Annotated in this window: 22 protein-coding genes; 14 read left to right on the top strand and 8 right to left on the bottom strand. The window is 65.7% G+C overall.

The genetic code is table 11. From position 1 onward, the window contains the following. Positions 1-71 precede the first annotated feature (71 nt). The gene (locus ABIA42_RS23350) at positions 72-2,465 is read right to left on the bottom strand and encodes an EAL domain-containing protein (RefSeq protein ID WP_370120793.1); all 2,394 of its coding nucleotides are present in this window, start codon (positions 2,463-2,465) and stop codon (positions 72-74) included. Between the two features lie 325 nt (positions 2,466-2,790). On the opposite strand from ABIA42_RS23350, the gene ABIA42_RS23355 reads away from it, so the two are divergent. Both ABIA42_RS23355 and ABIA42_RS23360 read left to right on the top strand, forming a co-directional pair. After that, entirely contained in the window at positions 2,791-3,957 is a 1,167-nt protein-coding gene (locus ABIA42_RS23355; RefSeq protein ID WP_271530854.1) for an ABC transporter substrate-binding protein, read from the top strand. A gap of 102 nt (positions 3,958-4,059) precedes the next feature. Then, positions 4,060-5,535, top strand: coding sequence for a caspase domain-containing protein (locus ABIA42_RS23360; RefSeq protein ID WP_370120790.1), 1,476 nt, complete (start codon positions 4,060-4,062; stop codon positions 5,533-5,535). Between the two features lie 288 nt (positions 5,536-5,823). On the opposite strand, the gene ABIA42_RS23365 is transcribed toward ABIA42_RS23360, so the two are convergent. Beyond that, entirely contained in the window at positions 5,824-7,248 is a 1,425-nt protein-coding gene (locus ABIA42_RS23365) for an FAD-binding oxidoreductase (protein WP_370143650.1), read from the bottom strand. Positions 7,249-7,331: 83 nt separating this feature from the next. On the opposite strand from ABIA42_RS23365, the gene ABIA42_RS23370 reads away from it, so the two are divergent. After that, the gene (locus tag ABIA42_RS23370; protein WP_370143651.1) at positions 7,332-7,838 is read left to right on the top strand and encodes a thioesterase family protein; all 507 of its coding nucleotides are present in this window, start codon (positions 7,332-7,334) and stop codon (positions 7,836-7,838) included. Between the two features lie 65 nt (positions 7,839-7,903). On the opposite strand, the gene ABIA42_RS23375 is transcribed toward ABIA42_RS23370, so the two are convergent. Beyond that, a complete protein-coding gene (locus ABIA42_RS23375; RefSeq protein WP_008556598.1) occupies positions 7,904-8,077 on the bottom strand; it encodes a DUF1328 domain-containing protein in 174 nt (57 codons plus the stop codon). 236 nt (positions 8,078-8,313) lie between these two features. Here ABIA42_RS23375 and ABIA42_RS23380 point away from each other — a divergent pair, with 236 nt between their 5' ends. The 9 genes from ABIA42_RS23380 (at position 8,314) to ABIA42_RS23420 (ending at position 16,547) form a co-directional block, all read left to right on the top strand. Next, positions 8,314-10,866 (top strand): ATP-dependent helicase, encoded by a 2,553-nt coding sequence (locus tag ABIA42_RS23380; protein ID WP_370120781.1) that lies wholly within the window; start codon positions 8,314-8,316, stop codon positions 10,864-10,866. 8 nt (positions 10,867-10,874) lie between these two features. Next, positions 10,875-11,162: a type II toxin-antitoxin system HicB family antitoxin gene (locus ABIA42_RS23385; protein ID WP_370120778.1), complete on the top strand. Its 288-nt coding sequence runs from the start codon at positions 10,875-10,877 to the stop codon at positions 11,160-11,162. Between the two features lie 88 nt (positions 11,163-11,250). Further along, the gene (locus tag ABIA42_RS23390; RefSeq protein WP_028178314.1) at positions 11,251-11,667 is read left to right on the top strand and encodes a hypothetical protein; all 417 of its coding nucleotides are present in this window, start codon (positions 11,251-11,253) and stop codon (positions 11,665-11,667) included. Further along, positions 11,667-12,332: an OmpA family protein gene (locus tag ABIA42_RS23395; RefSeq protein WP_370120775.1), complete on the top strand. Its 666-nt coding sequence runs from the start codon at positions 11,667-11,669 to the stop codon at positions 12,330-12,332. Before ABIA42_RS23390 ends, ABIA42_RS23395 begins: the two co-directional genes overlap by 1 nt. A 170-nt stretch (positions 12,333-12,502) precedes the next feature. After that, positions 12,503-13,021 (top strand): DUF962 domain-containing protein, encoded by a 519-nt coding sequence (locus ABIA42_RS23400; RefSeq protein WP_370120772.1) that lies wholly within the window; start codon positions 12,503-12,505, stop codon positions 13,019-13,021. Positions 13,022-13,049: 28 nt separating this feature from the next. Next, positions 13,050-14,081 carry an NAD-dependent epimerase/dehydratase family protein gene (locus ABIA42_RS23405; protein ID WP_370120769.1) on the top strand — a complete coding sequence of 344 codons (1,032 nt, stop codon included), beginning with the start codon at positions 13,050-13,052 and terminating at the stop codon, positions 14,079-14,081. Between the two features lie 27 nt (positions 14,082-14,108). Beyond that, positions 14,109-14,735: an isoprenylcysteine carboxylmethyltransferase family protein gene (locus tag ABIA42_RS23410; protein WP_370120766.1), complete on the top strand. Its 627-nt coding sequence runs from the start codon at positions 14,109-14,111 to the stop codon at positions 14,733-14,735. A 161-nt stretch (positions 14,736-14,896) separates the two neighbouring features. Continuing rightward, a complete protein-coding gene (locus ABIA42_RS23415; protein ID WP_370120763.1) occupies positions 14,897-15,106 on the top strand; it encodes a hypothetical protein in 210 nt (69 codons plus the stop codon). Positions 15,107-15,245: 139 nt separating this feature from the next. After that, on the top strand, positions 15,246-16,547 hold the full coding sequence (locus tag ABIA42_RS23420) for a sorbosone dehydrogenase family protein (RefSeq protein WP_370120760.1): 1,302 nt from the start codon (positions 15,246-15,248) through the stop codon (positions 16,545-16,547). 3 nt (positions 16,548-16,550) lie between these two features. On the opposite strand, the gene ABIA42_RS23425 is transcribed toward ABIA42_RS23420, so the two are convergent. After that, a complete protein-coding gene (locus ABIA42_RS23425; protein ID WP_370120757.1) occupies positions 16,551-17,375 on the bottom strand; it encodes an aspartate dehydrogenase in 825 nt (274 codons plus the stop codon). Positions 17,376-17,523: 148 nt separating this feature from the next. On the opposite strand from ABIA42_RS23425, the gene ABIA42_RS23430 reads away from it, so the two are divergent. Further along, the gene (locus tag ABIA42_RS23430) at positions 17,524-18,597 is read left to right on the top strand and encodes a tartrate dehydrogenase (protein WP_370143654.1); all 1,074 of its coding nucleotides are present in this window, start codon (positions 17,524-17,526) and stop codon (positions 18,595-18,597) included. A gap of 108 nt (positions 18,598-18,705) precedes the next feature. Here the strand turns inward: ABIA42_RS23430 and ABIA42_RS23435 are convergent, their stop codons facing one another. The 3 genes from ABIA42_RS23435 to ABIA42_RS23445 all read right to left on the bottom strand — a co-directional run bounded on the left by ABIA42_RS23435 (position 18,706) and on the right by ABIA42_RS23445 (position 20,409). Continuing rightward, positions 18,706-19,650 carry a LysM peptidoglycan-binding domain-containing protein gene (locus ABIA42_RS23435; protein WP_271530869.1) on the bottom strand — a complete coding sequence of 315 codons (945 nt, stop codon included), beginning with the start codon at positions 19,648-19,650 and terminating at the stop codon, positions 18,706-18,708. Between the two features lie 138 nt (positions 19,651-19,788). Continuing rightward, complete coding sequence (locus tag ABIA42_RS23440; RefSeq protein WP_370120754.1) at positions 19,789-20,115, bottom strand: hypothetical protein; 327 nt, start codon at positions 20,113-20,115, stop codon at positions 19,789-19,791. A 48-nt stretch (positions 20,116-20,163) separates the two neighbouring features. Further along, positions 20,164-20,409, bottom strand: coding sequence for a hypothetical protein (locus ABIA42_RS23445; RefSeq protein WP_271530871.1), 246 nt, complete (start codon positions 20,407-20,409; stop codon positions 20,164-20,166). A gap of 433 nt (positions 20,410-20,842) precedes the next feature. Between ABIA42_RS23445 and ABIA42_RS23450 the strand changes: the two genes are divergently transcribed. After that, positions 20,843-21,505, top strand: a complete 663-nt coding sequence (locus ABIA42_RS23450; protein WP_271530872.1) for a TetR/AcrR family transcriptional regulator — start codon at positions 20,843-20,845, stop codon at positions 21,503-21,505. 167 nt (positions 21,506-21,672) lie between these two features. Here the strand turns inward: ABIA42_RS23450 and ABIA42_RS23455 are convergent, their stop codons facing one another. After that, the gene (locus ABIA42_RS23455) at positions 21,673-22,392 is read right to left on the bottom strand and encodes a hypothetical protein (RefSeq protein ID WP_271530873.1); all 720 of its coding nucleotides are present in this window, start codon (positions 22,390-22,392) and stop codon (positions 21,673-21,675) included. Positions 22,393-22,638 lie beyond the last annotated feature (246 nt).

Genomic DNA, 22,638 nt, shown 5'->3' on the forward strand with positions numbered 1-22,638 from the left:
TGGGCGAGGACGGAGCTGCCACGGCGTCGGACCGGACTTCGTCCCGGCCATCCACGCCTCGCGAGGCGCGTTCAGGCGGCGTCGCGCCGCGAAGGTTTGGCCGGCTCGTCGAACTGGATCCCTTCGATCGGTTGCGGCCTGCCCAACAGATAGCCTTGCGCGAAATTGACGCCGAGCACCTTAAGCCGCTCGAATTCCTCGCACGTCTCGACGCCCTCGGCCGTGACCGACATGTCCAGCCCGCGCGCCAGTGTCACGATCGCGGAGATGATGGCGGAGCTGCGCGGCTGATGCGTGAGGTTGCGGATGAACGACTTGTCGATCTTGATCTTGTCGAACGGGAACGCGGTCAGGTAGCTGAGCGACGAATAGCCGGTGCCGAAATCGTCGAGCGCCAGCTCGATCCCGATGCTCTTCAGCCGCTCCATGAAGGCGTGGTTCTCGGCCGCGCGCTCCAGCAGCACGGATTCCGTGATCTCGATCTCCAGCCTCTGCGGTGGCAGGCCGGAATCGGCGAGCGCCGCGCAGATCATTTCGAACAGCTCGGCCTCCTTGAACTGGATCGGCGACAAATTGACGGCGACCATGAGATCGGAGGGCCAGCCGGCGGCGTCCGCACAGGCGCGCCGCAGCACGAATTCGCCGAGCGGCACGATCAGCCCGGTCTCTTCCGCAAGCGAGATGAACTGGTCGGGCGGGATCAGTCCGCGCGCCGGATGCCGCCAGCGCACCAGCGCCTCGAAGCCGCGCCGTACGCCGCTGAGGGCGTCGACGAACGGCTGGTAGTGCACCTCCAGCTGGCACTGTGCGATGGCGTCGCGCAGATCTCCTTCCAGCGTGTTGCGGGCCTCCAGCTCGGCCGACATCGCCTCGTCGTAAATGGTGAAGCAGTTGCGGCCCGCTGATTTCGAACGATAAAGCGCGAGATCCGCTTTCTTCAGGAGCTGCTCCTGATCGCTGCCGTGGTCCGGCGAGATCGCGATGCCGATGCTGGTGCCGATCTCGACGCGGTGTCCCGGCAGCAGGAACGGTTCGCTCACGAGCTTGGCGATCCGCGCCGCCAGCTCAGTCGAGCAGGCGCGCTGATCCTCGCAGGCTTCCTGGATGATGGCGAATTCGTCGCCGCCGAGCCGCGCCAGCACGTCGTTCGCGCGCATCGCGGATTTCAACCGCTGCGCCACCTGGCGCAGCAGCGCATCGCCGGCTGCGTGTCCGAGGGAGTCGTTGACGTTCTTGAAGCGGTCGAGGTCGAGCATCAGGATCGCGAAGGGCAGACCCGTCACGCCGGATTGCCCGTTCATCTCGTCGAGCCGGGTGAGGAAGAAGGCGCGGTTCGGCAGTCCGGTGAGTATGTCGGTCTGGGCAAGCTCGAGCACCCGCCGGTTCGCCTGCGACAGCCGCCGCGAATTGCGGCTCGCGAGCATCAGATAGGTCGACAGCGACATCGTCAGCAGCATGCCGACGATCAGGACCGCGCCCGCGCGATCGTAAGTCGTCGCCAGCGGACCGCCGGCGGTTGGAACCGCCCGCACCTGCCAGTCGGTATCGCCGATCTTGAGACTGCCCGACCAGTGCACGGCCCGCGCGATGTCCCGCATCGAGCGCGGCGCGGTGGCGGCCGACGAGTAATCCGGCAGCGTTTCCTCCAGCTTGGCGATCTGCGCCGCGAAGGGCGGGTAGACGTTCATGCTGACCGCCGGGCTTGCCCCGGTGGTCACGCGAATGGACTGGATCAGCAGCGGCAGGTCGAAGATGCCGACGACGAAGCCGGCGAGATTGCGGCGCCGGTCCGCGATCTCCTCGCGCGACGTGCCCTTGGCGTAGACGGGAATGGCGACGAGAACGTCGGGCACCCGGCTGCCCCCCTGCTTCGGCTCGAAGAGGCGCGTGCGAATGGCTGCGACGCGATCGTTGTCGCGCGCGCGCTCCAGCACCGCCCGGCGCTCCGGAACGGTCGCGTAGTCCATGCCATAGACCGACGAGGTCTTCGGCTGAGTCGAGTAGAACACCGGAAAATATTCGTCGCCCTGCGTTGCGGTGACGAATCTCTCACCCTGCAGCGACTTGATCCGATAGCCGGACACGCCGTCGGCGATCGCCGCGGCCTCGTATTCGGCGCGCTCCTTGCTGTTGACGCGCGGCAACCAGGCAATGCGCAGCATGCCGGGATGGCGCTCGAACAGCCGGGCGCTGAAGGTCTCGAATTCGCTGCGAGTGACTTCGTCGCTGGTCGATTCGAACAGCGTGCGCAGTGCGAGGAGCCTCGATATGTACTCGTTCATGCCGTTCTGCATGACGATCGCCTGGGTCTCGGCGGCGTTCTCGAACTCGCCCCGGTTGACGCGATCTTCCCACCGCGCCACGGCGGCGGCGCCCACGATCGAGAACAGAAGGCCGATGCCGACCGCCACGAGCGCAGGGCGATAAAGCCCGAGTAGCGGCGCGGCACGCCACCATCCGCTCATACGCCTCCGATCCTGATCGTTCTGATCGCGACCGCCCATCTTGACCTGCAAGTCCCCATCGATACGGCGACACGAACTTCTGGTTGAGCCGCCGGCGCGACTACCGGACCAGGATCGGGGTTAAGAACTGCCCAATTTCGCAAACCAGGCGCCCGCGCATCGCGCGGCTTAGTTAACGATTGCCCAGAAAGTTCCGGCAGAGTGGCAGTAACTTGCCGGCTTTACCCGGAGTCCTACGGACCGCCGACGCGCACAAATTAGCGTCCTGTTCAGCCCGCAGGATTTATCGTCTCCGCAACGCGTCCTGTATCCGGCAAGCATCCTCATGACACGATCGCCATTCGCGACCTACGTCGGCTTGACCATCGCATTGTTGGCCGCAGCGACGCCTTCCGCCAAAGGCGACGAAGTCGGCGTCGGCGAGGACGCGATCCTGTTCGGTCAGGCGGCAGCGCTCGAAGGCCCCTCCTCCGCGCTCGGACAGCGCATGCGGCAAGGCATCGTCGCGGCATTCACCGAGATCAACGCCAAGGGCGGCGTCCACGGCCGCAGGCTCCAGCTGATCAGCCGCGACGACGGCTACGACCCCGACCGGTCGGTGACGCAGACGCTGCGCCTGATCGAGGACGACAAGGTGTTCGCGCTGATCGGCGCGGTCGGCACGCCGACCGCCATCGCGACAATTCCCATCACCAGCACCAGGAACATTCCCTTCATCGGCCCCTTCAGCGGCGCCGAATTCCTCCGCGACCTCGAGCTTCCCAACGTCGTCAACATCCGCGCGAGCTACGGCGCGGAGGCCGAGGCCTGGGTCAAGCACCTCACCGAGGATCGCCGCTTCACCCGCATCGGCATCTTCTACCAAGACGATTCCTTCGGCCGCGACGGTCTCCTTGGCGTCAAGCGGGCGCTTGCAAGGCGCGGCCTCGAACTCGCCGCCGAGGGCACTTTCGAGCGCAACACCCGCGCGGTCGCCGCGGCCTTGCGGGTGATCAAGCGCGCCGAGCCCGAGGCCATCGTCATGGTCGGGACCTATGGTCCCTGCGCGGAATTCATCAAGCTCGCGCGCCGCAGCGGCTTCTCTCCGACCTTCGTCAACATCTCCTTCGTCGGCGCCAACGCGCTCGCCGGGGAGCTTGGCCCGGACGGCGAAGGCGTCATCGTCTCGCAGGTGGTGCCTTTTCCCTGGGACCGCTCGCTCAAGCTCGTCGCCGACTACCAGAGGGCGCAGCAGGCGTTCGATCCGACGCTGACACCGGACTTCGTGTCGCTCGAAGGCTATATCTCCGGTCGCCTCGCGGCCGCGGCGCTGGAAAAGGCCGGACCGCAGCCGACGCGCGCAAGCCTGTTGCGCACCATCAACGATATCGGCCGTTTCGACATCAGCGGCACCATCGTCACCGTCGGCCCGCGCATGATCGACACGCCGCCGAAGGTGTTCCTGACGGTGATCCAGAAGGACGGGACGTTCACGGCGGTCGACCGATTGTAGCCGTAGAAGATCCGCGCTCCGTGATCCAGCGCACAGACGGCCTCATGGCGCAGACGTAGAAAAAGTGACATCATCGCGCGTATTGCCGATGGAGGTGACACCATGCGCCGTCCGACCTTTTCCAATCTTCTGCTTGCATCCGGGCTTCTTGCGCTCACGCAATTGATGACGCCGACCGGCGCCGCCGCCGAAACGCGGCTTGCGCTGGTGATCGGCCAATCCGCCTATCGCGCCGTGCCGGAGCTGCCCAACGCCGCCAACGATGCCAAAGGCATGACGGAGCTGCTCGGCAATGCCGGCTTCACCGTCACCACCGCGGCCAACCTTTCGCAGAACGAGATGCGCGCGGCGATCTCGGATTTCGCCGGCAGGGTCAGTGCCAGCGGCGCCGATACCGTCGCACTGGTGTTCTATGCCGGCCATGGCCTGCAAATCGACGGCGAGAATTATCTGGTGCCAGTTGATCTCGACCCCAAGCGCGAGGCCGACATTCCGCTCCAGGGCGTGCGGCTGAACGACCTGCTCAACACGCTCGGCGCGCTACCGACGCGGGCGCGCATCTTCATGCTCGATGCCTGCCGCAACAATCCGTTCCCCGCGCTCAGCGGCGCCGGCCACGGCCTTGCGATCGTCGACACCAAGGCCGGTGCGCCCGGCTCCTTCATCTCCTATTCGACCTCGCCCGGCGCCGAAGCCGAGGACGGCAACGGCATCGACAGCCCCTACACCGCGGCTGCGCTGACCATCGCCAAGCAGCCCAATCTGCCGATCGAAGAGGTCTTCAAGCGCATCCGCGTCGCCGTGGCGCAATCGACCGACGGCCGGCAGATCCCCTGGGAGAGCTCGTCGCTGACGACCGACTTCAGGTTCTTCGGCGAGAGCAGCGTCCAGACGTCCGCCCTTCCAGGCGCAGCTTCAATGGCGCTTGCGAGTGCCACGCGCAGCCTCGAGGACTGGCGCAAGGAACTGCAGGGCAAGCCGGCCCCGGTCGCCTATGAACTCGTGATCACCGAGGACACGGTGCCCGCTTATCAGGCCTATATCGAACTCTACGCACAGGACGCCCGCACGCCGCGCCTACGCACCGTGCTCGAGCGGCGGCGGCAGATGCTGGCCTGGGAGCGCGCGACCGCGATCAACACACGCGCCTCGTTCGAGGCTTATCTGCAGAACTGGGACAACAGCGATCTCGCGGCAACCGCGCGCAGGCTGCTGCTCCGCGTCCAGAACCGCAACTACGCCTTGCCCGTGGCCGCCGCTGCGACGCCTGCCCCGGTCGCCGTCGCGATGGCGCCGACCTGCCCGTGCTCGACGCCGTCGACGCCGGTCAATCCGAGCGTCGCGCCCGTCATCAAGAAGCGCGTCGACACCCCGCCGAAGCGCAAGGTGGTCGAGACGCCGCCCAAGCGACGACCGCCGTCCGACCAAGTCGTCTACGAGCGCGCGCCGCCGCCGGATCGCGGCCCGCCGCCCGAGGCTGTCATGCAAGGCATCGGCGTCGGTGTTGGTATCGGCCTCGGCATGGGAATGGGCAGCCGCGGCGGAGACCATTATCGCGGCGACTACCGCAGATACTGAGCCGGTCCTACTGAGGTAATCGGACTTGAGCATCTACACGAGGTCGTCATGCCCGGGCTTTGTCCCGGGCATCCACGTTCTGCGCCGTCTAACAAGGCGTGGATGGCCGGGACAAGCCAAGACAAGCCCGGCCATGACGCGCCCCGCATGCGGCAGCACTGGCTTCTACTGCAACAACGACGGGTAGTCGCTCTGCATGGCCTCGCGAACCCGGCCGGCCTGGATTGCACGCGACAATATCTGCGCGGCGGGATTGCCGAAAGCTCCCTGTCGCTGACTGCGCAGGCCTCAAGCCTCCGGCACGATCTTGCCGGGGTTGAAGATGTTCAGCGGATCGAGCGCCTTCTTCAACGCCCGCATCGCATCGAGCGCCTCGGGGCCGAGCTCGGCCTTGAGATATTTCTGCTTGCCCTGGCCGATGCCGTGCTCGCCGGTGCAGGTTCCGTCCATCGCCTGCGCGCGCTCGACCAGGCGATGCATGAACTCCTCGCCGCGCGCCATCTCGTCGGCATCGTTGACGTCGCAGACCAGCGAGCAGTGGAAATTTCCGTCGCCGACATGGCCGACGATCGGCGACAGCAGGTTGAGGCGCTTGAGGTCCTCCTCGGTCTCGCTAACGCAATCGGCGAGCCGTGAAATCGGCACGCAGACGTCGGTCGCGACCACGCCGATGCTGTCGCCGGGCCGCAGCGCCTTCACCGACCAATAGGCGTCGTGCCGCGCCTGCCACAGCTTGGTGCGGTCCTCCGGCTTGGTGGTCCAGGAAAAATCGCCGCCGCCGCACTCCCTTGCGATCTCGCCGAACGCCTTGGACTGCTCGCCGACCTCGATCTCGCTGCCGTGGAATTCCATCAACAGCAGCGGCGTCTCCGGCAGCGTCAGCTTCGAATAGGCATTGCAGGCCTTGACCTGCGCGGCATTGAGCAGCTCGATGCGCGCGACGGGAATGCCGGTCTGGATCGCCAGGATCACGGCCTGACAGGCCCCGTGCACGGTCTCGAACGAGACCGCGCCCGCCGCGATCGTCTCGGGGATGCCGCGCAGGCGAATGGTCAATTCCGAGATGATGCCGAGCGTGCCCTCGGCACCGACGAACAGATGCGTGAGGTCGTAGCCGGCGGATGACTTCTTCGCGCGCGTGCCTGTGGTGATGATCTCGCCGTCGCCGCGCACCACCTTGAGCGCCAGCACGCTGTCGCGCATGGTGCCGTAGCGCACCGCGTTGGTGCCGGAGGCGCGAGTCGAGGCCATGCCGCCGAGCGAGGCATCCGCGCCGGGATCGATCGGGAAGAACAGGCCCTGGTCGCGCAGATGCTCGTTCAGCGCCTTGCGGGTGACGCCGGGCTGGATCACGCAGTCGAGGTCTTCGGCATGCACCGCGAGCACCTTGTTCATGTCGCGCAGGTCGATCGAGATGCCGCCCGCGGGCGCGTTGACCTGGCCTTCGAGCGAGGTGCCGGTGCCGAAGGCAATGACGGGCACGCGGTTTCTCGCGCAGATCCGCACCACGTCCTGGATGTCGGCGGTCTCCTGCGCCATCACCACGCCGTCCGGCGGCTGGTTGGGGATCCACGTGGTGGTATGGCCGTGCTGCTCGCGCACGGCCTGCGAGGTGATGAGGCGGTTGCCGAAGCGTGCGGCAAGCTGCTCCAGCGCGCTCGCGAGGGCTTTCGGCTCCGGCCGCGGCGGATTATTGGTGATGGTCGTACCCACGGAATTCCTCCCGAAAGAAGAACCGTGGCAAAGGACATAAAACTGGTCAAGTCAAGCGACCGGACGCATAGCTGGAAGGAAACATGCCGGAGACCACCGCCTCAGCGCCCAAAGCCGAGCCGTTCCGCGCCTCGATCATGCAGATCGAGCCGCAATGGATCGACTATAACGGCCATCTCAACATGGCCTATTACAACGTGATGTTCGACCGCGCGATCGACCAGCTCTGGAGCGAGCTCGGGATCGGACCGACTTACATGAAGGAGCGAGGCGGCTCGACCTTCACGGCCGAATGCCACGTCCGGTACCTGCGCGAGATCCACCTCGGCGATCCCGTGCAGATCTTCGTCTGGCTGCTGGAGGCCGACGACAAGCGGCTGCACACGTTCGAGGAGATGCGGCACGCAACCGAGGGCTGGCTGTCGGCCACGTCCGAGAACATGTCGCTGCACATGGACATGAATGCGCGGCGCGTCGCGCCGTTTCCGCCTGACATCCGCGAGCGTATCGCTGGGATCACAAAGGCCCACGGCGCCGTGCCGCGGCCTGAGGGCATCGGCCGCAGTGTGGCGATGCCCTCGAAACGGTAGCAGCTCAAGCTGCATCCGCCGCTTGCTGGTTCACCTCTCCCCGCGGGGGAGTGGTGGACACGCCGCTATATCCGGTTGCGGCCGCGCGCCAGGCCGACTACGGCCGAGACCAGGAACAGGACAACCGCGATGAAGAAGATGATCTTGGCGATCTCGATCGAAGCGCCGGCGATGCCGCCGAAGCCCAGGATGCCGGCGATCAGTGCAATAACCAGAAACGTCACAACCCAGCCTAGCATGGTCAAACCCTCGTCTTGATGTTGTCTGCGTCGACGCGGCTGGCCGCGCCACCTGTCCAGACAATCTCGACGCGGGAACGATGGTTCCGGCCCATGCGGGGGCGAAATTCGCGGCTGGCGCTGGAACAAATCGGCCTGCCGCGCACGTGGAAAACCTGTCCCCGGCGCCCCATATGGGCTTCAATCCCTGTTAAGAAGGCTCCCTTCCACCACCCCGCGGTGCCATCGTGGGGCCAATGATTCGCATGACCGAGCCGAGCAAGATCACGTCCCAGAATGTCCCCGACCACCAGCCCGCAGCCGGCGGCATCGCCGCGCGTGCGCGCGCCTCGGTGGGCCCGAAATACCTCTCCGGGCTCAATCCCGAGCAGCGCGAGGCCGTGGAGACACTGGACGGCCCGGTTCTCGTGCTGGCCGGCGCTGGCACCGGCAAGACGCGCGTCCTGACCACGCGCATCGCCCACATCCTGAGCCAGGGCCGCGCCCGCCCCGCCGAGATCCTGTCGGTGACCTTCACCAACAAGGCCGCGCGCGAGATGAAGCATCGGCTCGGCCAGATGCTCGGCCATGCCGTCGAGGGCATGCCGTGGCTCGGCACCTTCCACTCCATCGGCGGCCGCATCCTGCGTTTCCATGCCGAACTGGCGCAGCTCAAGTCGAACTTCACCGTGCTCGACGTGGACGACCAGGTCCGGCTGCTCAAGCAGCTGCTGCAGGCCGAGAACATCGACGACAAGCGCTGGCCGGCACGGATGCTGGCCGGCCTGATCGACGGCTGGAAAAACCGCGGCCTGATGCCGTCGCAAGTGCCCTCGGGCGAGGCCGCCGTCTTCGCCAACGGCAAGGGCGGCAAGCTCTATGCGAGCTACCAGGAACGGCTGAAGATCCTGAACGCGGCCGATTTCGGCGATTTGCTGCTGGAGAACATCCGGATCTTCCGCGAGCACCCTGATATCCTCAGGCAGTACCAGCAGCGCTTCAAATACATCCTGGTCGACGAATACCAGGACACCAACGTCGCGCAATATCTTTGGCTGCGGCTGCTGTCGCAGGCGCCTTCGCAGCCAGCGCTGCCGGTTGCGGCCGCTCCGGACGCGATCGATGACCCCAGCAGGGACGCGGCCCTAGCGGCGCAAGCATTGGCGCCAGCCGCTGCGAGGCTGAAAAACATCTGCTGCGTCGGCGACGACGACCAGTCGATCTATGGCTGGCGCGGTGCCGAGGTCGACAACATCCTGCGTTTCGAGCACGATTTCCCCGGAGCCAAGGTGATCCGCCTCGAGCGCAACTATCGCTCGACCGGCCACATCCTCGCCGCCGCCTCGCATTTGATCGCACACAATGAAGGCCGGCTCGGCAAGACGCTGCGCACCGAGGATCAGGACGGCGAGAAGGTCACGGTGACGGGCTCCTGGGATTCCGAAGAGGAAGCCCGCGGCATCGGCGAGGAGATCGAGCAGCTGCAGCGCCAGGGCGAGAAGCTCAACGAGATCGCGATCCTGGTGCGCGCCTCCTACCAGATGCGCGAGTTCGAAGACCGCTTCGTCACGCTCGGCCTGCCCTATCGCGTCATCGGCGGCCCGCGCTTCTACGAGCGCGCCGAAATCCGCGACGCGCTGGCCTATTTGCGCGTCATCAATTCGCCGGCCGACGACCTCGCCTTCGAGCGCATCGTCAATACGCCCAAGCGCGGCCTCGGCGATGCCACCGTGCAGATGCTGCACGACCATGCCCGCAAGCGCCGCATTCCCCTGTTCGAGGCCGCGCGCGCGGTGGTCGAGACCGACGAGCTGAAGCCGAAGGCGCGCGGGTCGCTGCGCGACCTCGTCGCCCAGTTCGACCGCTGGCGCGCCCAGCGCGAGGTCACCGCGCATACCGACCTCGCCCAGATCGTGCTCGACGAGAGCGGCTACACCGAGATGTGGCAGAAGGACCGCTCGGCGGACGCCGCGGGCCGGCTGGAGAACCTGAAAGAGCTCGTGCGCTCGATGGAGGAGTTCGAGAATCTGCAAGGGTTCCTGGAGCACATCTCGCTGGTGATGGACCGTGAGGGCGGCGCCGAGGACGACGCGGTGTCGCTGATGACGCTGCATTCGGCCAAGGGGCTCGAATTCGACAACGTGTTCCTGCCCGGCTGGGAGGAAGGCCTGTTCCCGAGCCAGCGCACGCTGGACGAACAGGGCCGCGCCGGCCTCGAGGAGGAGCGCAGGCTCGGCCATGTCGGCCTGACCCGGGCGCGCCGCCGCGCAAAGATCTATTTTGCAACCAACCGGCGGATCCACGGCACCTGGTCGACCACGATCCCGTCGCGCTTCCTCGACGAATTGCCGGCGGCCAATGTCGAGATCACGGAATCCAAGGGCGGCTCGGCCTGGGGCGGGACCGGCGGCTACGGCGCCTCGCGCTTCGACGACGTGGAGGCGTTCGGCTCCAGCTATTCGACGCCGGGCTGGCAGCGGGCGCAGGCCAATCGCAACCGAGGCGGTCAAGGTGGTCGCAACGGCGGCGGCCGGGGCGGCTTCGAGGAAGAGGCCACCACGTTCTCCTCCGCGTCGTCCTCACCCGACTTCGGCAGCTTCTCCTCGCGCCGGCGCGGGCCCTTGACGATCGAAGGCGAGCTGGTCGCCAAATCGACCGGCACGACGTCGGAATTCTCGCTCGAAGACCGCGTCTTCCACCAGAAATTCGGCTACGGCCGCGTCACCAAGATCGACGGCAACAAGCTCACCATCGCCTTCGACAAGGCCGGCGAGAAGAAGGTCGTGGACAGTTTCGTGCAACGGGCGTGAGACCCGGTATGGCTCAGTACGTTGCCATCATCGAGGACGCAGACCCGGACACCGTGAGCCTTTGGTTTCCGGACCTGCCCGGCTGCGTCTCCGGCGGCGACGACGTCGACGAGGCGCTGGAGAATGCGCCCGAGGCGCTCGCATTCTTTGCGCAGGAGCTGGCCGCGGACGGCCGCCAGCTTCCCCCGCCGCGGACGTTGGACGAGCTCAAGGCCGATCCTGATTTTGCCGACGATCTCGGGAAACACACGGCCGTCCTGATCGAATGGCCTCCCCTCACTGAGGCCACGGAGTGAGGACTGTTCGCCGCACTGGCCGGACTCTCGACGGTTCTGGCCCGAACAGCCCTTGACCATCGCGAACTTCCCCGTATCAGATAAACCCATGTTCCGGGGCTCCATCACATTGATCGTGCTTGCATTGGGGATGCCGTCGCTTGCGGCGGCGGAGACCATGAGCTTTGGCGATTCGATCGGAAAGCTGGCGGCAAGCTGCGGCGCGGAAATCGTCGCCAATTGCCGCGGCGTCAATCCGGATTCGAACCGGCTGAAGGAGTGCCTGTCGCGCAACCGCGACGTGCTGTCCCCGCAATGCGCGAGCGACTATTTCGGCGTATTCGACGCCATCCAGAAGCGCGTCGCTGCGCGCGTCACGGTGGCGAACGCGTGCCAGCGCGAGATCGTCAAGGTCTGCGGCGGCTCGACCAAGGAGACCAGCAAGTCGGTCCCCTGCCTGGTCTCGACGCCCAAGGGCATCAGCAACAACTGCCTGAAGGCCGTCGACGACGCGGGGTATCGCTGATGCGCGCGGAGGGGCTCTTCACTGCCGGAACGATCGTTGCGCTGGGGCTCGCTTTGCTCGCGGGCACCGCCGACGCGCAAACGGCGGCGCCGACCCGCGACGACATCGTCGGCAAGCTGAACCATTTCGAAGAAGCCGCCGAGGTCGACCTGCCCGCACTGAAGCAGCAGGTGATGGAGCGCGCCAAGACCAGGATCAAGAACGATCCGGGACCCGTGAACCGGCCGCTGATCGCGCCTGACCTCGCCAAGCTGCCGGCATTCAATGCGCAGATCCAGTTCGACGCCGACACGCCGATCATCCAGCCGGCCTCCTACCAGACCGTCGGCCGGATCGCGGATGCGCTGGTTCATTCCTCGCTGCTGCCCTACACTTTCCTGATCGTCGGCCACGTCGAATCCAATTCGAAGACGCGCGAGGCCAATGCGATCCTGAGCCAGCGCCGGGCAGACGCGATCCGCGACGTGCTGGTGAACACGTTCAAGATCTCGACCAAGCGGCTGCATCCGATCGGCCTCGGCGAGGAGCAATTTCTCGACCGGGCGAAGCCGACCTCGGCCGTGAACGGGCAACTACAGATCCTGACCTATGCCAAGCTGCCGGAGGAGCCGCGTCCGGCTGCGACCCCTGCGCCTGCGGCGAAAAAACCCGCCAAGAAGCGCTGAGCGAACGCGGTTCCGCGGCGAACGGAACCCTTTGAAGCGCTGGCGTTTTGCAGCCTGTCCGGGGCGCGCCGGCACGGCTTGGCGCGACAAAAGCGCCGGTTTGTGCACCGCCGGGTCCAGTGCTATAGCCTCTGTTCGCCCTTCCCGACCCCGTGCAGCATGAGACCGAAATGGGTGGCTTTTTTCAGCGCCAACTTGCCGTTTACGTCGAGTACCATCGCGATCCCCGGAACACGGCGATGCATGTGGTCGGCATTTTGTTGCTGTTCACCGGCGCCGTGCTGCCGCTGACTCTGGTCAAGCTTCCGCTGCTCGGTTTCGACGTCAGCCTCGCGGTGATCCTGGCCTTGCCGGTACTGATCTATTGGCTGCTGCTCGACGCGGCGCTCGGGCTCGGCATTCTGGCCGTCTCCATCGTACTATTTTCGGTTGCGACAACGACCGCAGCGCAAGTCAGCACCGCGACGATGTGGGCGATTTTCGCCACGCTGGTGGTGCTCGGCCTTGCCGCGCAGACCATCGGCCACAAGGTTTTCGAGGGCCGCGAGGCCTCGTTGTTCACTTTTCCTTCGCATCTTTTGCTTGGACCGATGTTCGTGATGGCAAAATTGTTCATTGCCTTGGGCTTCCGTCGCGACCTTGCCGCGATTCTGGCGCCTCTTCCGACCAATTCCCTTTCGACCCGATAACTCCAAAAGCGAAACAGCAACCTTCTGCATGGCTCTCGTCCTGGTTACCGGTGGCAGTGGCTTCATCGGACATCATCTCGTCGAAGCGCTCCGCGCCCGCGGGCAGCGGGTCCGTGTTCTCGATGTCCGCGTGCCGACCGCAGCGAATGCCGACGTTGAACACGTCCACGGCTCGGTGCTGGACGGCGCCGCGGTCGATGCTGCGATCGCCGGTGTCGATCAGGTCTATCACCTCGCCGGCCTGCCCGGCATGTGGGTCGCCAACAAGCAGGACTTTCACGACGTCAATTGCCGCGGCACCGAGATCGTGCTCGCGGCGGCCATGAAGCGCGGTGTCTCGCGCTTCCTGCACTGCTCGACCGAATCGATCCTGTTCCCCTATTCCGACCTCAAAGGCGTCCCCGCCGAAGAGGCGCTGCAACCGGCCGACGCGATGCCCGGCGCCTATACGCGGTCGAAGTCGCTCGCCGAGCATCATGCCGCAAAGGCGGCGGCCGCGGGCTTTCCTCTCGTGATCGGCACGCCGACCATGCCGATCGGCGCTGCCGACCACAATCTGACGCCGCCGACCGCGATGCTGTGGTACTTCCTCCAGAAGAAGGTGCAGCCGCATCTCAACTTCCTGGTCAACCTGGTCGACGTCCGCGACGTCGCCATGGGCCTCGTGCTGACCATGGAACGCGGCCGCCTCGGCCAGCGCTACATTCTCGGCGGCGACTGCGTCCCGCTCGGTCGCATCCTGCGGATGATGTCGGCGATGAGCCGCCGCCGGCAGTTTCCGGTCGTCGTGCCCGGAAAGATCGCCGAGCTCTCCGCGATCATGCTCGAATACATCGCCGATCACGTCACGCGCCGGCCGCCCAACGGCACCGCCGAGGGCGTGCGCATCGCGCTCGCCGCGAGCGACCTCTCGATCGCCAAGGCGCGCACCGAGCTCGGCTATTCGCCGCGTCCGATCGAGCCGGTCTTGCGCGAAACCATCACCCATCTGCTCGCCCGCAACGGCCAGCAGCCCTCCGGCGCCATCAAGCATCACGCGCTCTCCTCGCGCGCGAGCTGAAGCCGCCGCCCAACGCAAAGAACCTTCATGTCCTTCGATTTCAGCAAGCTTCTCTCTGTCGCCTGGGGTGGTTGGACCACGACCTGGCCGACGCAACTGCTCGCCCTGATCTGGCTCGCCTGGCTCGCCAGCTGGGTCGGCGCCTCGTTCTGGCAGGGGCGCACGCAGAAGCAGGTGATGACGCTGGAGTCCGGGCGCTATCGCATTCCGATCCTGGTCGGCGGCATCCTGTTCACGCCGTGGACCGCGGAAGTGCTGAACGAAAAGCCGCTCTGGGTGTTCAGCAATACGGCCGTCTACATCACGGCGCTGATCGTGCTCGCCGGAATCTCCTTCACATGGTGGGGCCGGCTGCATCTCGGAAAATTCTGGTCCAACACCATCACCCACAAGGAACACCATCGAGTCATCGACACCGGGCCGTACGGCATCGTGCGCCACCCGATCTACACCGGCCTGATCGCCGGCATGCTGGCGACCGGCATCGCGGTCGGCACGGTGACTGCGATCCTCGGCGCCATCCTGATCTCGCTCGGCATGTGGCAGAAGGGCCGGATGGAAGAGGTGTTCCTCTCCAAGGAGCTCGGCGAGGACGCCTACGGCGCCTATTGCCGCCGCGTGCCGATGATCATTCCGTTCCTGTCGCCTCGCTGAGGGCATAGCAGCTGGCCTCACTCTCGTGTCCCGGACGCGCTGCAGCGTGCAACGCTGCTGCGTCCGGGGCACGAGTGTGCGCGGACCGATGCGCCAAGGAACCGCCCCCACACTCGTCCGTTACCCTCTCGACACCTGCATTGCACGCAGAGCATCGAGCCATGTCGGACGCCTACGATTATTTCCGCGCGCATGCGATTGCCGCCCTCCGTAAGGCGCGGGCGCTGCCGCCCGGGCGGACCAAGCAGAATCAGCGCACGGTCGCGCGGGTGTATCATCTCTTGTCCAGGGAAGCCGCGCTGGCGCCGAACATCCATCACCTGGATGATTTTCGCGCGGCACGGCGGCTGGAGCGACAGATCGGCCGCTGATCTCCGGCGCAAACGCCGCGTCCGTCCCATGCAAATTCGATCGGCTGCCATTCCACGGGAATAGGCCCGCGCGGCCCGCCGCACAGGTTGACGTCTGCCCCGCCAGCCAGTTGGATGCGCGCGCACACAGGGGCTTCTCATGACGTTTTCCAGCATCTTCGCGCAGTTCGTCGCGTTCATCGGCGGCATCGCGCTGCAATGGCGAAAACTGTCGGGCACGGAGCCCGCACCGGCCTGGGGCGAGAAGCCGGCCATTCCCGAGGCGAAGCCGCAAGGCGCGCTCCCGACCTTGAAGATGCCGACCGCGCGCGGCTGGCGCGAGGGCCAGAAGCCGACGGTCGCGCCCGGGCTCAAGGTCAATGCGTTCGCGACCGGCCTCGACCATCCGCGCTGGATCGAGGTGCTGCCCAATGGCGACGTGCTGATCGCGGAGGCAACGCAGATCGCAGGTCCCCCGCGCTCCGTGTTCCACTATGCGATGCAGGCGACGATGCGGCGTGCCGCGGCGCTCGGCGTTTCCGCCAACCGCATCACGCTCTTGCGCGACAAGGACGGCGACGGCGTCGCCGAATATCGCGGCGCCTTCATGGAGAATCTCAGCCAGCCCTTCGGCATGGCGCTGGTCGGCGATACCTTCTATGTCGGCAACACCGACGGCGTGATGGCTTTTCCCTACGTCGCGAACGCCGACCGCATCACCGCCCCGGGCAAGCGGCTCACGACGTTCAAGCCGGGCGGACACTGGACGCGCAGTCTTCTGGCAAGCCCCGACGGCAAGAAGCTCTATGCCGGCGTCGGCTCGCTCAGCAACATCGCCGAGATGGGCATGGAGGTCGAGGAAGGCCGCGCCGCGGTCTACGAGCTCGACCTCGTCGCCGGCACGCATCGGATTTTTGGTGCCGGCCTGCGCAACCCGGTTGGATTGGCATGGGAGCCGAACACGAATGTGCTCTGGACCGTCGTCAACGAGCGCGACGGCCTCGGCGACGAGACCCCGCCCGATTATCTCACCTCGGTACGCGACGGCGGCTTCTACGGCTGGCCCTATTGCTACTGGGGCAGGACGGTGGACGACCGCGTGCCGCAGGATCCGGCGATGGTCGCCAAGGCGCTTCAACCGGATTACGCGCTCGGCGGCCACACCGCCTCGCTCGGCCTGTGCTGGATGCCCGCGGGCACGCTGCCGGGCTTCCCGGACGGCATGGTGATCGGCCAGCACGGCTCGTGGAACCGCAGCAAGCTGTCCGGCTACAAGGTCGTGTTCATCCCGTTCGAGAACGGCCGCCCGTCCGGTCCCGCGCGCGACATCCTCTCGGGCTTCCTCGCGCCGGACGAGAAGGAATCCTATGGCCGCCCGGTCGGCGTCGCGATCGGCCCGGACAAGTCGCTGCTGATGGCCGACGACGTCGGCAACGTGATCTGGCGCGTGACGGGCGCTTGATACTCACGTCCCGACGCAAAGCGTGGCGCGCTGCTTGCGCAAGAGCGCGATCACAGAGAGCGCCGTGATCAGCCCGGTCTTGGGATTTTCGGACGGGATGTTCTCGATCGACATCGAAAACCGCGCCGAATCCGCCTCGACCTCGATGCGGTGAACGTTGCGCGTCACCGTCGGGTCGGCCCAGATCTGCACTTCGGTCCGGTCCGGGCCCACGCCCGCAAGCGACAGCGCAACCGCGACGTTGAGATTGGCCGGAAAACCTTTCGCGGCCTCGCGCGCGGTGCCCTCGAACAGCTTCAGCGGCTCGCGCAGACTGTCGATGTCGATGTCATTCTCGACGATGAACGGCGCGCCCTTCAGCCCGTCGATCGGCTTGCGCGTCACCATCCTCACCGAATGGATGGTGCCGACCGCGGCGGCGTTCACGGCATCGAGCCCGATCAGCGCGCCGGTCGGCACGAGGATGCGGCCGCCATGGGCGCGGGCGAGATCGACGAGATCGAAATGGTCGAGCAATCCGCCGACGCTGACGACGACCGCGGCCTTGCCGCGCTTCACCGCGGGCTCGACGATCGCGCGCAGCTGACTGCTCGGCGCGCACTCGACCACGATATCGGCGACATCGCCGAGCTGGTCGAGGGGCAAAACCTGCGGCGGACGACGCAAGCCGTCGAGGAAGGCCTGGTGCTTGGCGGGATCGCGCACAGCGACCGCGGACAGCGCCAGGCCTTCGATGCCCTGATCGAGCGCGGTCGCGATCTTGGTGCCGATCGAGCCCAGCCCTGCAATGGCAACCCGCAACTCACTCTGGCCCCTCTGATCGGTCATCGCATCCCACTTTCCCGCCGGATTGATGTCATAGCGTATCATTTTCGGTATAAGCCAGCGTCAATTGAATTGGCCCTGCGGCCGGCAAGGACTCGCTGCGGCCCGGACCGTGATCCTCGCCGCAATCTCACTGATACGGAGCATTCCCATGCGCACCCATTCGATCGCAGCCATCCCCGCCGACGGCATCGGGCCCGAGGTGATCTCGGCCGGTGTCCGCGTCCTGGAGGCTCTGGCAAAGCGCAGCGGCGATCTCGCCTTCAACGTCACCACGTTCGACTGGGGCTCGGACTATTACAAGAAGCACGGCGTGATGATGCCGGCCGACGGCCTCACCGAGCTGAAGAAGTTCGACGCGATCTATTTCGGCGCGGTCGGCGCCCCTGATGTGCCCGACCACATCACGCTGTGGGGCCTGCGGCTGCCGATCTGCCAGGGCTTCGACCAATACGCCAATGTGCGGCCGACAAAAATCCTGCCGGGCGTGGCCTCGCCGTTGCGCAATGTCGGCGTCGGCGATCTCGACTGGGTGATCGTGCGCGAGAACTCGGAAGGCGAATATGCCGGCATGGGCGGCCGCGCCCACAGGGGCCTGCCGGAGGAGGTCGGCACGGAAGTGGCGGTCTTCACCCGCGTCGGCGTGACGCGGATCATGCGCTACGCGTTCCAGCTCGCGCAGTCGCGTCCGCGCAAGCTGCTGACCGTCGTGACCAAGTCGAACGCGCAGCGCCATGGCATGGTGATGTGGGACGAGATCGCGGCCGAGGTTGCCGGTGAATTTCCCGACGTCAGCTGGGACAAGATGCTGGTCGACGCCATGACGGTGCGCATGACGCTGCATCCGAAGAGCCTCGACACCATCGTGGCGACCAATCTCCACGCCGACATCCTCTCCGATCTCGCCGGTGCGCTGGCCGGAAGCCTCGGTGTTGCGCCGACCGGCAATATCGATCCGCAGCGCCGCTTCCCCTCGATGTTCGAGCCGATCCACGGCTCGGCCTTCGACATCACCGGCAAAGGCATCGCCAACCCGGTCGCGACGTTCTGGACAGGTGTCCAGATGCTCGAGCATCTCGGCGAGAAGGATGCCGCCTCGAGGCTGATGGCGGCCGTCGAACGCGTCTGCGCCGCCGGCGTGCTGACGCCGGATGTCGGCGGCAAGGCCACCACCAAGGAAGTGACCGATGCCGTGATCGACGCGATCAACGGGTCGAATGTCTGATCACTGCTCTACGTCATGGCCGGGCTTGTTCCGGCCATCCACGATCTTTCGTGGCTTGCGGAACAACCGCCCGCTCAACAAGCGCAGCGTTCTCAGCGATGGGACCTTCTATTTTCGTCCACCCGCCGCCGGCGGTGGCAGTGCCATCGCGGCCGCAGGCTCCGGCGGCGTCAGGTGACGCGGGACGATGATGGTCTGCCCCGGGGTGAGCTGCGCGTTCTCCGGCAATGAATTGCTCTGCGCGAGCGTCCACAGCGGCACGCGATTGGCTGCGGCGATGCTCTCCATGGTGTCGCCGCGGCGCACCGGCACCCGCACGCCGCTGTCCCACAATTCGACCAGCGTGTCCGCCGGCACCAGATAGCGCAACGGTACGGCATCGGCCTGGGCTTGCGGCGGGATGCGCGGGAGCTGCGTCACCATCTCGACGATCTGGCGGTGGATGTCGTCGGACTTCTCGATGTTGATGTGGCTGACGCGCGAGTTTTCCTTCAGGTCGTAGCTCGCATAATGGCCGCGAAAGCCGGGCACGGCCACGACGTCGCCGCCGCCGAGCACGCTGTCGGAGAGGAAGATGTTGATGAACCGCTCGACGTTGAGCGGCACGTCGCCGGTCGCATGCGCCGGATCGATGGCGATGACGAGGCTGATCGGGATGTTCTCCTTGGCCGCCATCTCGGAGATGACGATCGAGCACAGGCCGCCCATGGAGTGGCCGATCAGCACGATCGGCGCCGGCGATTCCTTGTAGCTGGAGATGGCGCGATCGCCGATCCACCGGCAGATGGTGAATTCGTAGACGTTGGCCGAGAAGCCGGCCCTGGTTAGCTTCTCTTCGAGCCGATCCATTCCGGTCGAGAAGATCGGACCCATGGCGCCGCGGAACAGGTAGATTTTTGGCGGCGGCAATGGCTCGAACAGCGCAGGCGGCGGCGCCGCGGCGGGGGCGGCCGCGGTGGTCTTGGACTTGGCTGGTGTGGCAGCGGCCGTGCCGGTGCCGAAGGCGAGCAGCGCAACCGCTGCCAGCACGACAATTCGCCTTGGATCAAGCATCAGTCCAGCAGTCCCACTACAGGAGGCAGAGGCTTCCCCCGCCGCGCTTAGTGACCGCCGATTGGGTGGAATTTGGGGCACGGAACCGGGACCGTGACACCCGCCGCGGCATCGTGGCATCAATTGGAGGGAATCCATTTAATTGAACGGTGTCCATGGCTCGGCTTCGCAGGCCTCGAGAATCACCGAACTCTGGACACCCTTGTAGGTGTCATCGTCGAAAAAGACCGAATAGGCGGGGCGGTTGCTGGCTGATGGGCCACTCTGCCTCAAGCAGACGAAATACGATCCCGGCCCGTGGTCGGAATGGCGGACGGCGGATGTCTCCAGTCCCCCGGTCAGCTTGGCTTCGGCAGCCGCTTTCGTGACGCCCTCTTTCACCGCCTTGGCGCTGGGCGGCTGCGGAGGATGATACGCCGGAGGCAGATTTGCGCTCGACCCGCAGCCCGCCAGCAACAGCGTCAAGACCGCGGACAAGGCCGCCGCGCTCGATACGCGCCTCATCCTTGGGCCTCATCCTTGGCTCAGAAAGAGATAGAAACATCCCGCGACCGTGGGCAGGAACGCGACCACTGTCGCCATCCAGAAGCCGGGTTCCAGGATCGAATCCTGGTCGTCCGTCTCGCCGGCCGAGCGCCGATCCGCGTTCGTTCGGCTCCACACCTCATCGGCCGTGAACAGGGGCGCGCTTCTCGCGCACACACGCGCATCGGCGCGCGCTGCACCTTGGCGCAGGGGACGGATCGTTGCTTGGGTCATGTCATCTACTCTGGTCAGCCACGAATGTTGTTGAAGTCGGACAACGCATCCGGATCATTGCGTGAGCATCTGCTCTGAATTCACCTGGGTTGCCGGGGCCGGATTCCCGGCCGGACTCTCTTTGGCGCCGGAATCCGTCCAGGCCGGTGGCAGGCCGAGCCCCTGCCCCGCGAAGCCGGGAAACCGCCCGAACGCCTCGCACGCGACATATTTGGGAGCACCTCCGAACCGCATGGGGATGCTGTCCATCGGAGGCAGCAGCGAATGCGCATGGTCCCGCTCAAGCCTGGACTCTTTACTAGAGAGATTACTCTATAAATCATTCTCACGCCGGTTGTCGCTCGTCAACATAAATAGATGGAACTCTCTAATTTTGATTTTCTCGTGACGGACCGGCGTGCTAAATCGGCCCTCACGGAAAGGAGAACGCGTCTTGAGGAAGGTGGACCCCGTCAAGCATGAGCGGAAGCGCGGGGAGATCCTCGGCGCGGCGATCCGCTGCTTCACCAGGGACGGCTTCCGCGGCGCCAGCACGACCGACATCTGCACCGAGGCGGGGATCAGTCCGGGGCACCTCTATCACTACTTTCCGAGCAAGATCGCGATCATCGAGGCGATGATCGATTTGGGTCTGGCTCGTTCGGCGGAGCGTTTCGAAAAGATTCTCTCGGCCACGAACGTGATCGAGGCGCTGCTCGCCGACATCGAGGAAACCAGCTTGCGGTTTCGTCCTGCCCAGATCCTCAATCTGGACGGCCTCGCGGAGGCCGCCCGCAATCCGGAATTCGCCAAGATCATCGAACGGCACACCGAAGCGGTTCGCCGCATGTGGGCCGACTTCCTGCGCCAGGCGCAAAGCCAGGGACGGGTGGATCCGGGACTGGACCCGGAGGCGACGGCAAACATCCTGATCGCGATCATCGACGGATCTCGCGCAATGCCGATCCGCAATCCGAAGCTGGATATCAAGCAGAGCACTGCGCATCTGAAGACGATGCTCATCCGCTTCCTGAGCCCGCCCGAAGCCGAGAACGCCGCGAGCAAGCCCCGCGATCAAAGGGCCAGCCGTCCCCTCACGCTGGTCAGGAAGCGATAGGGCGTCCACTTGCCACAAGGCGCTCTATCCCGCCTTCCGGGACTATTTCCGCAAGCACAAGCCGCCGTTCCTGGCGGTCTGGGCAAGAACGATCCGTTGATCCCGACCGCGCTGTTCCAGCGATCGCCGAAGGATGGCTGCGCGACGAGCCCGTCGCGCAAAGAAGCTCAGTTCCTCGCGGGAGCGGTTGCCGCCGCCGAGCGTGCCTGTCGCGGCGTGCGGGGTTCGGCGACCGGCGCCGCCGGTGCGCGCGAGCGCATGATGGCGGCATCGATCTCGGCAATGACGCGACGCTGGATCGCCTCGTTCTTGTCGATCGAGATGTGGCCGACGCCGGAGCCGCGCACGTCGACATTGTCGAGCTTGCCGCGAAAACCCGCTGCGGCCCGCACCGGCTCGCCGGGACCATCGCCGATATAGATGTTGATGTAACGCTCCGCGCCGGTCGAGAGCTTGGTCTTGAACACCGAATCGAGGCCGATCGCGAGCTTCACGGGCACGCCGAACTGATTGAGCTTGGCGATCATGTCCGGCAGCGCCGTCGCGCCGGAGGAATGGCCGACCAGGACGATGGTCTTGAGCCGGCCGGCCCTGTAGGCGGCCGCCGCTTCATCGGCGAGCGAGGACCAGGACACGAAGTTGGCGACGGTCACCGGGACGCCCTGCGCCTGGAGCCGGGCGCCGATCGTGTCGAGCCCGAGCGAGAAGATGTTGAGCACGCCACGGAGCAGGTAGACATGCGTGGTTGCCACAGCGGCCTGGCTCGGCGCGGCCTTGGCGGTGGTCGGGCTGATGGCAACAGCTGACAGCAGGAGCAGGCCCATCGCCCACACACGGAGGGTGGACAATTGGCTGGCGCCGGCGGTGTGACGGCCGTTCGGTCTCATCGATTTTTTCCCTGGAGACAATACGCTTAGCGATTGGCCGGAATCGTAGCCACGGCGCGCTCCCAGACGCAACAAAGAGCCGCGTGAGCGACAATCTTCGCAGCAAGCCGTGACCATCGCGCAACACTTGCCCGGAACATACCACTGAATAGCCTGTTTTGAGACCATTTTCCTCCGGGGAATTGCGGGCCAACAACAGCGTTCCTATTTCAGGGCTCCGCCGACCCGCCTTTCCGAGTGGGTCCG

The sequence above is a fragment of the Bradyrhizobium sp. USDA 327 genome (assembly GCF_041262065.1).
Lineage (GTDB): Bacteria > Pseudomonadota > Alphaproteobacteria > Rhizobiales > Xanthobacteraceae > Bradyrhizobium > Bradyrhizobium liaoningense.

Excerpts from the sequence above, each read along its gene's own strand:
- ABIA42_RS23385 (WP_370120778.1), top strand. The coding sequence starts at position 10,875 with ATGGCTCAGTACGTTGCCATCATCGAGGACGCAGACCCGGACACCGTG.
- ABIA42_RS23380 (WP_370120781.1), top strand. The coding sequence starts at position 8,314 with ATGATTCGCATGACCGAGCCGAGCAAGATCACGTCCCAGAATGTCCCC.
- ABIA42_RS23445 (WP_271530871.1), bottom strand. The coding sequence starts at position 20,409 with ATGACCCAAGCAACGATCCGTCCCCTGCGCCAAGGTGCAGCGCGCGCC.
- ABIA42_RS23375 (WP_008556598.1), bottom strand. The coding sequence starts at position 8,077 with ATGCTAGGCTGGGTTGTGACGTTTCTGGTTATTGCACTGATCGCCGGC.
- ABIA42_RS23435 (WP_271530869.1), bottom strand. The coding sequence starts at position 19,650 with ATGCTTGATCCAAGGCGAATTGTCGTGCTGGCAGCGGTTGCGCTGCTC.
- ABIA42_RS23350 (WP_370120793.1), bottom strand. The coding sequence starts at position 2,465 with ATGAGCGGATGGTGGCGTGCCGCGCCGCTACTCGGGCTTTATCGCCCT.
- ABIA42_RS23410 (WP_370120766.1), top strand. The coding sequence starts at position 14,109 with ATGTCCTTCGATTTCAGCAAGCTTCTCTCTGTCGCCTGGGGTGGTTGG.
- ABIA42_RS23425 (WP_370120757.1), bottom strand. The coding sequence starts at position 17,375 with ATGACCGATCAGAGGGGCCAGAGTGAGTTGCGGGTTGCCATTGCAGGG.
- ABIA42_RS23355 (WP_271530854.1), top strand. The coding sequence starts at position 2,791 with ATGACACGATCGCCATTCGCGACCTACGTCGGCTTGACCATCGCATTG.
- ABIA42_RS23415 (WP_370120763.1), top strand. The coding sequence starts at position 14,897 with ATGTCGGACGCCTACGATTATTTCCGCGCGCATGCGATTGCCGCCCTC.
- ABIA42_RS23360 (WP_370120790.1), top strand. The coding sequence starts at position 4,060 with ATGCGCCGTCCGACCTTTTCCAATCTTCTGCTTGCATCCGGGCTTCTT.
- ABIA42_RS23405 (WP_370120769.1), top strand. The coding sequence starts at position 13,050 with ATGGCTCTCGTCCTGGTTACCGGTGGCAGTGGCTTCATCGGACATCAT.
- ABIA42_RS23395 (WP_370120775.1), top strand. The coding sequence starts at position 11,667 with ATGCGCGCGGAGGGGCTCTTCACTGCCGGAACGATCGTTGCGCTGGGG.
- ABIA42_RS23430 (WP_370143654.1), top strand. The coding sequence starts at position 17,524 with ATGCGCACCCATTCGATCGCAGCCATCCCCGCCGACGGCATCGGGCCC.
- ABIA42_RS23455 (WP_271530873.1), bottom strand. The coding sequence starts at position 22,392 with ATGAGACCGAACGGCCGTCACACCGCCGGCGCCAGCCAATTGTCCACC.
- ABIA42_RS23370 (WP_370143651.1), top strand. The coding sequence starts at position 7,332 with ATGCCGGAGACCACCGCCTCAGCGCCCAAAGCCGAGCCGTTCCGCGCC.
- ABIA42_RS23400 (WP_370120772.1), top strand. The coding sequence starts at position 12,503 with ATGGGTGGCTTTTTTCAGCGCCAACTTGCCGTTTACGTCGAGTACCAT.
- ABIA42_RS23420 (WP_370120760.1), top strand. The coding sequence starts at position 15,246 with ATGACGTTTTCCAGCATCTTCGCGCAGTTCGTCGCGTTCATCGGCGGC.
- ABIA42_RS23390 (WP_028178314.1), top strand. The coding sequence starts at position 11,251 with ATGTTCCGGGGCTCCATCACATTGATCGTGCTTGCATTGGGGATGCCG.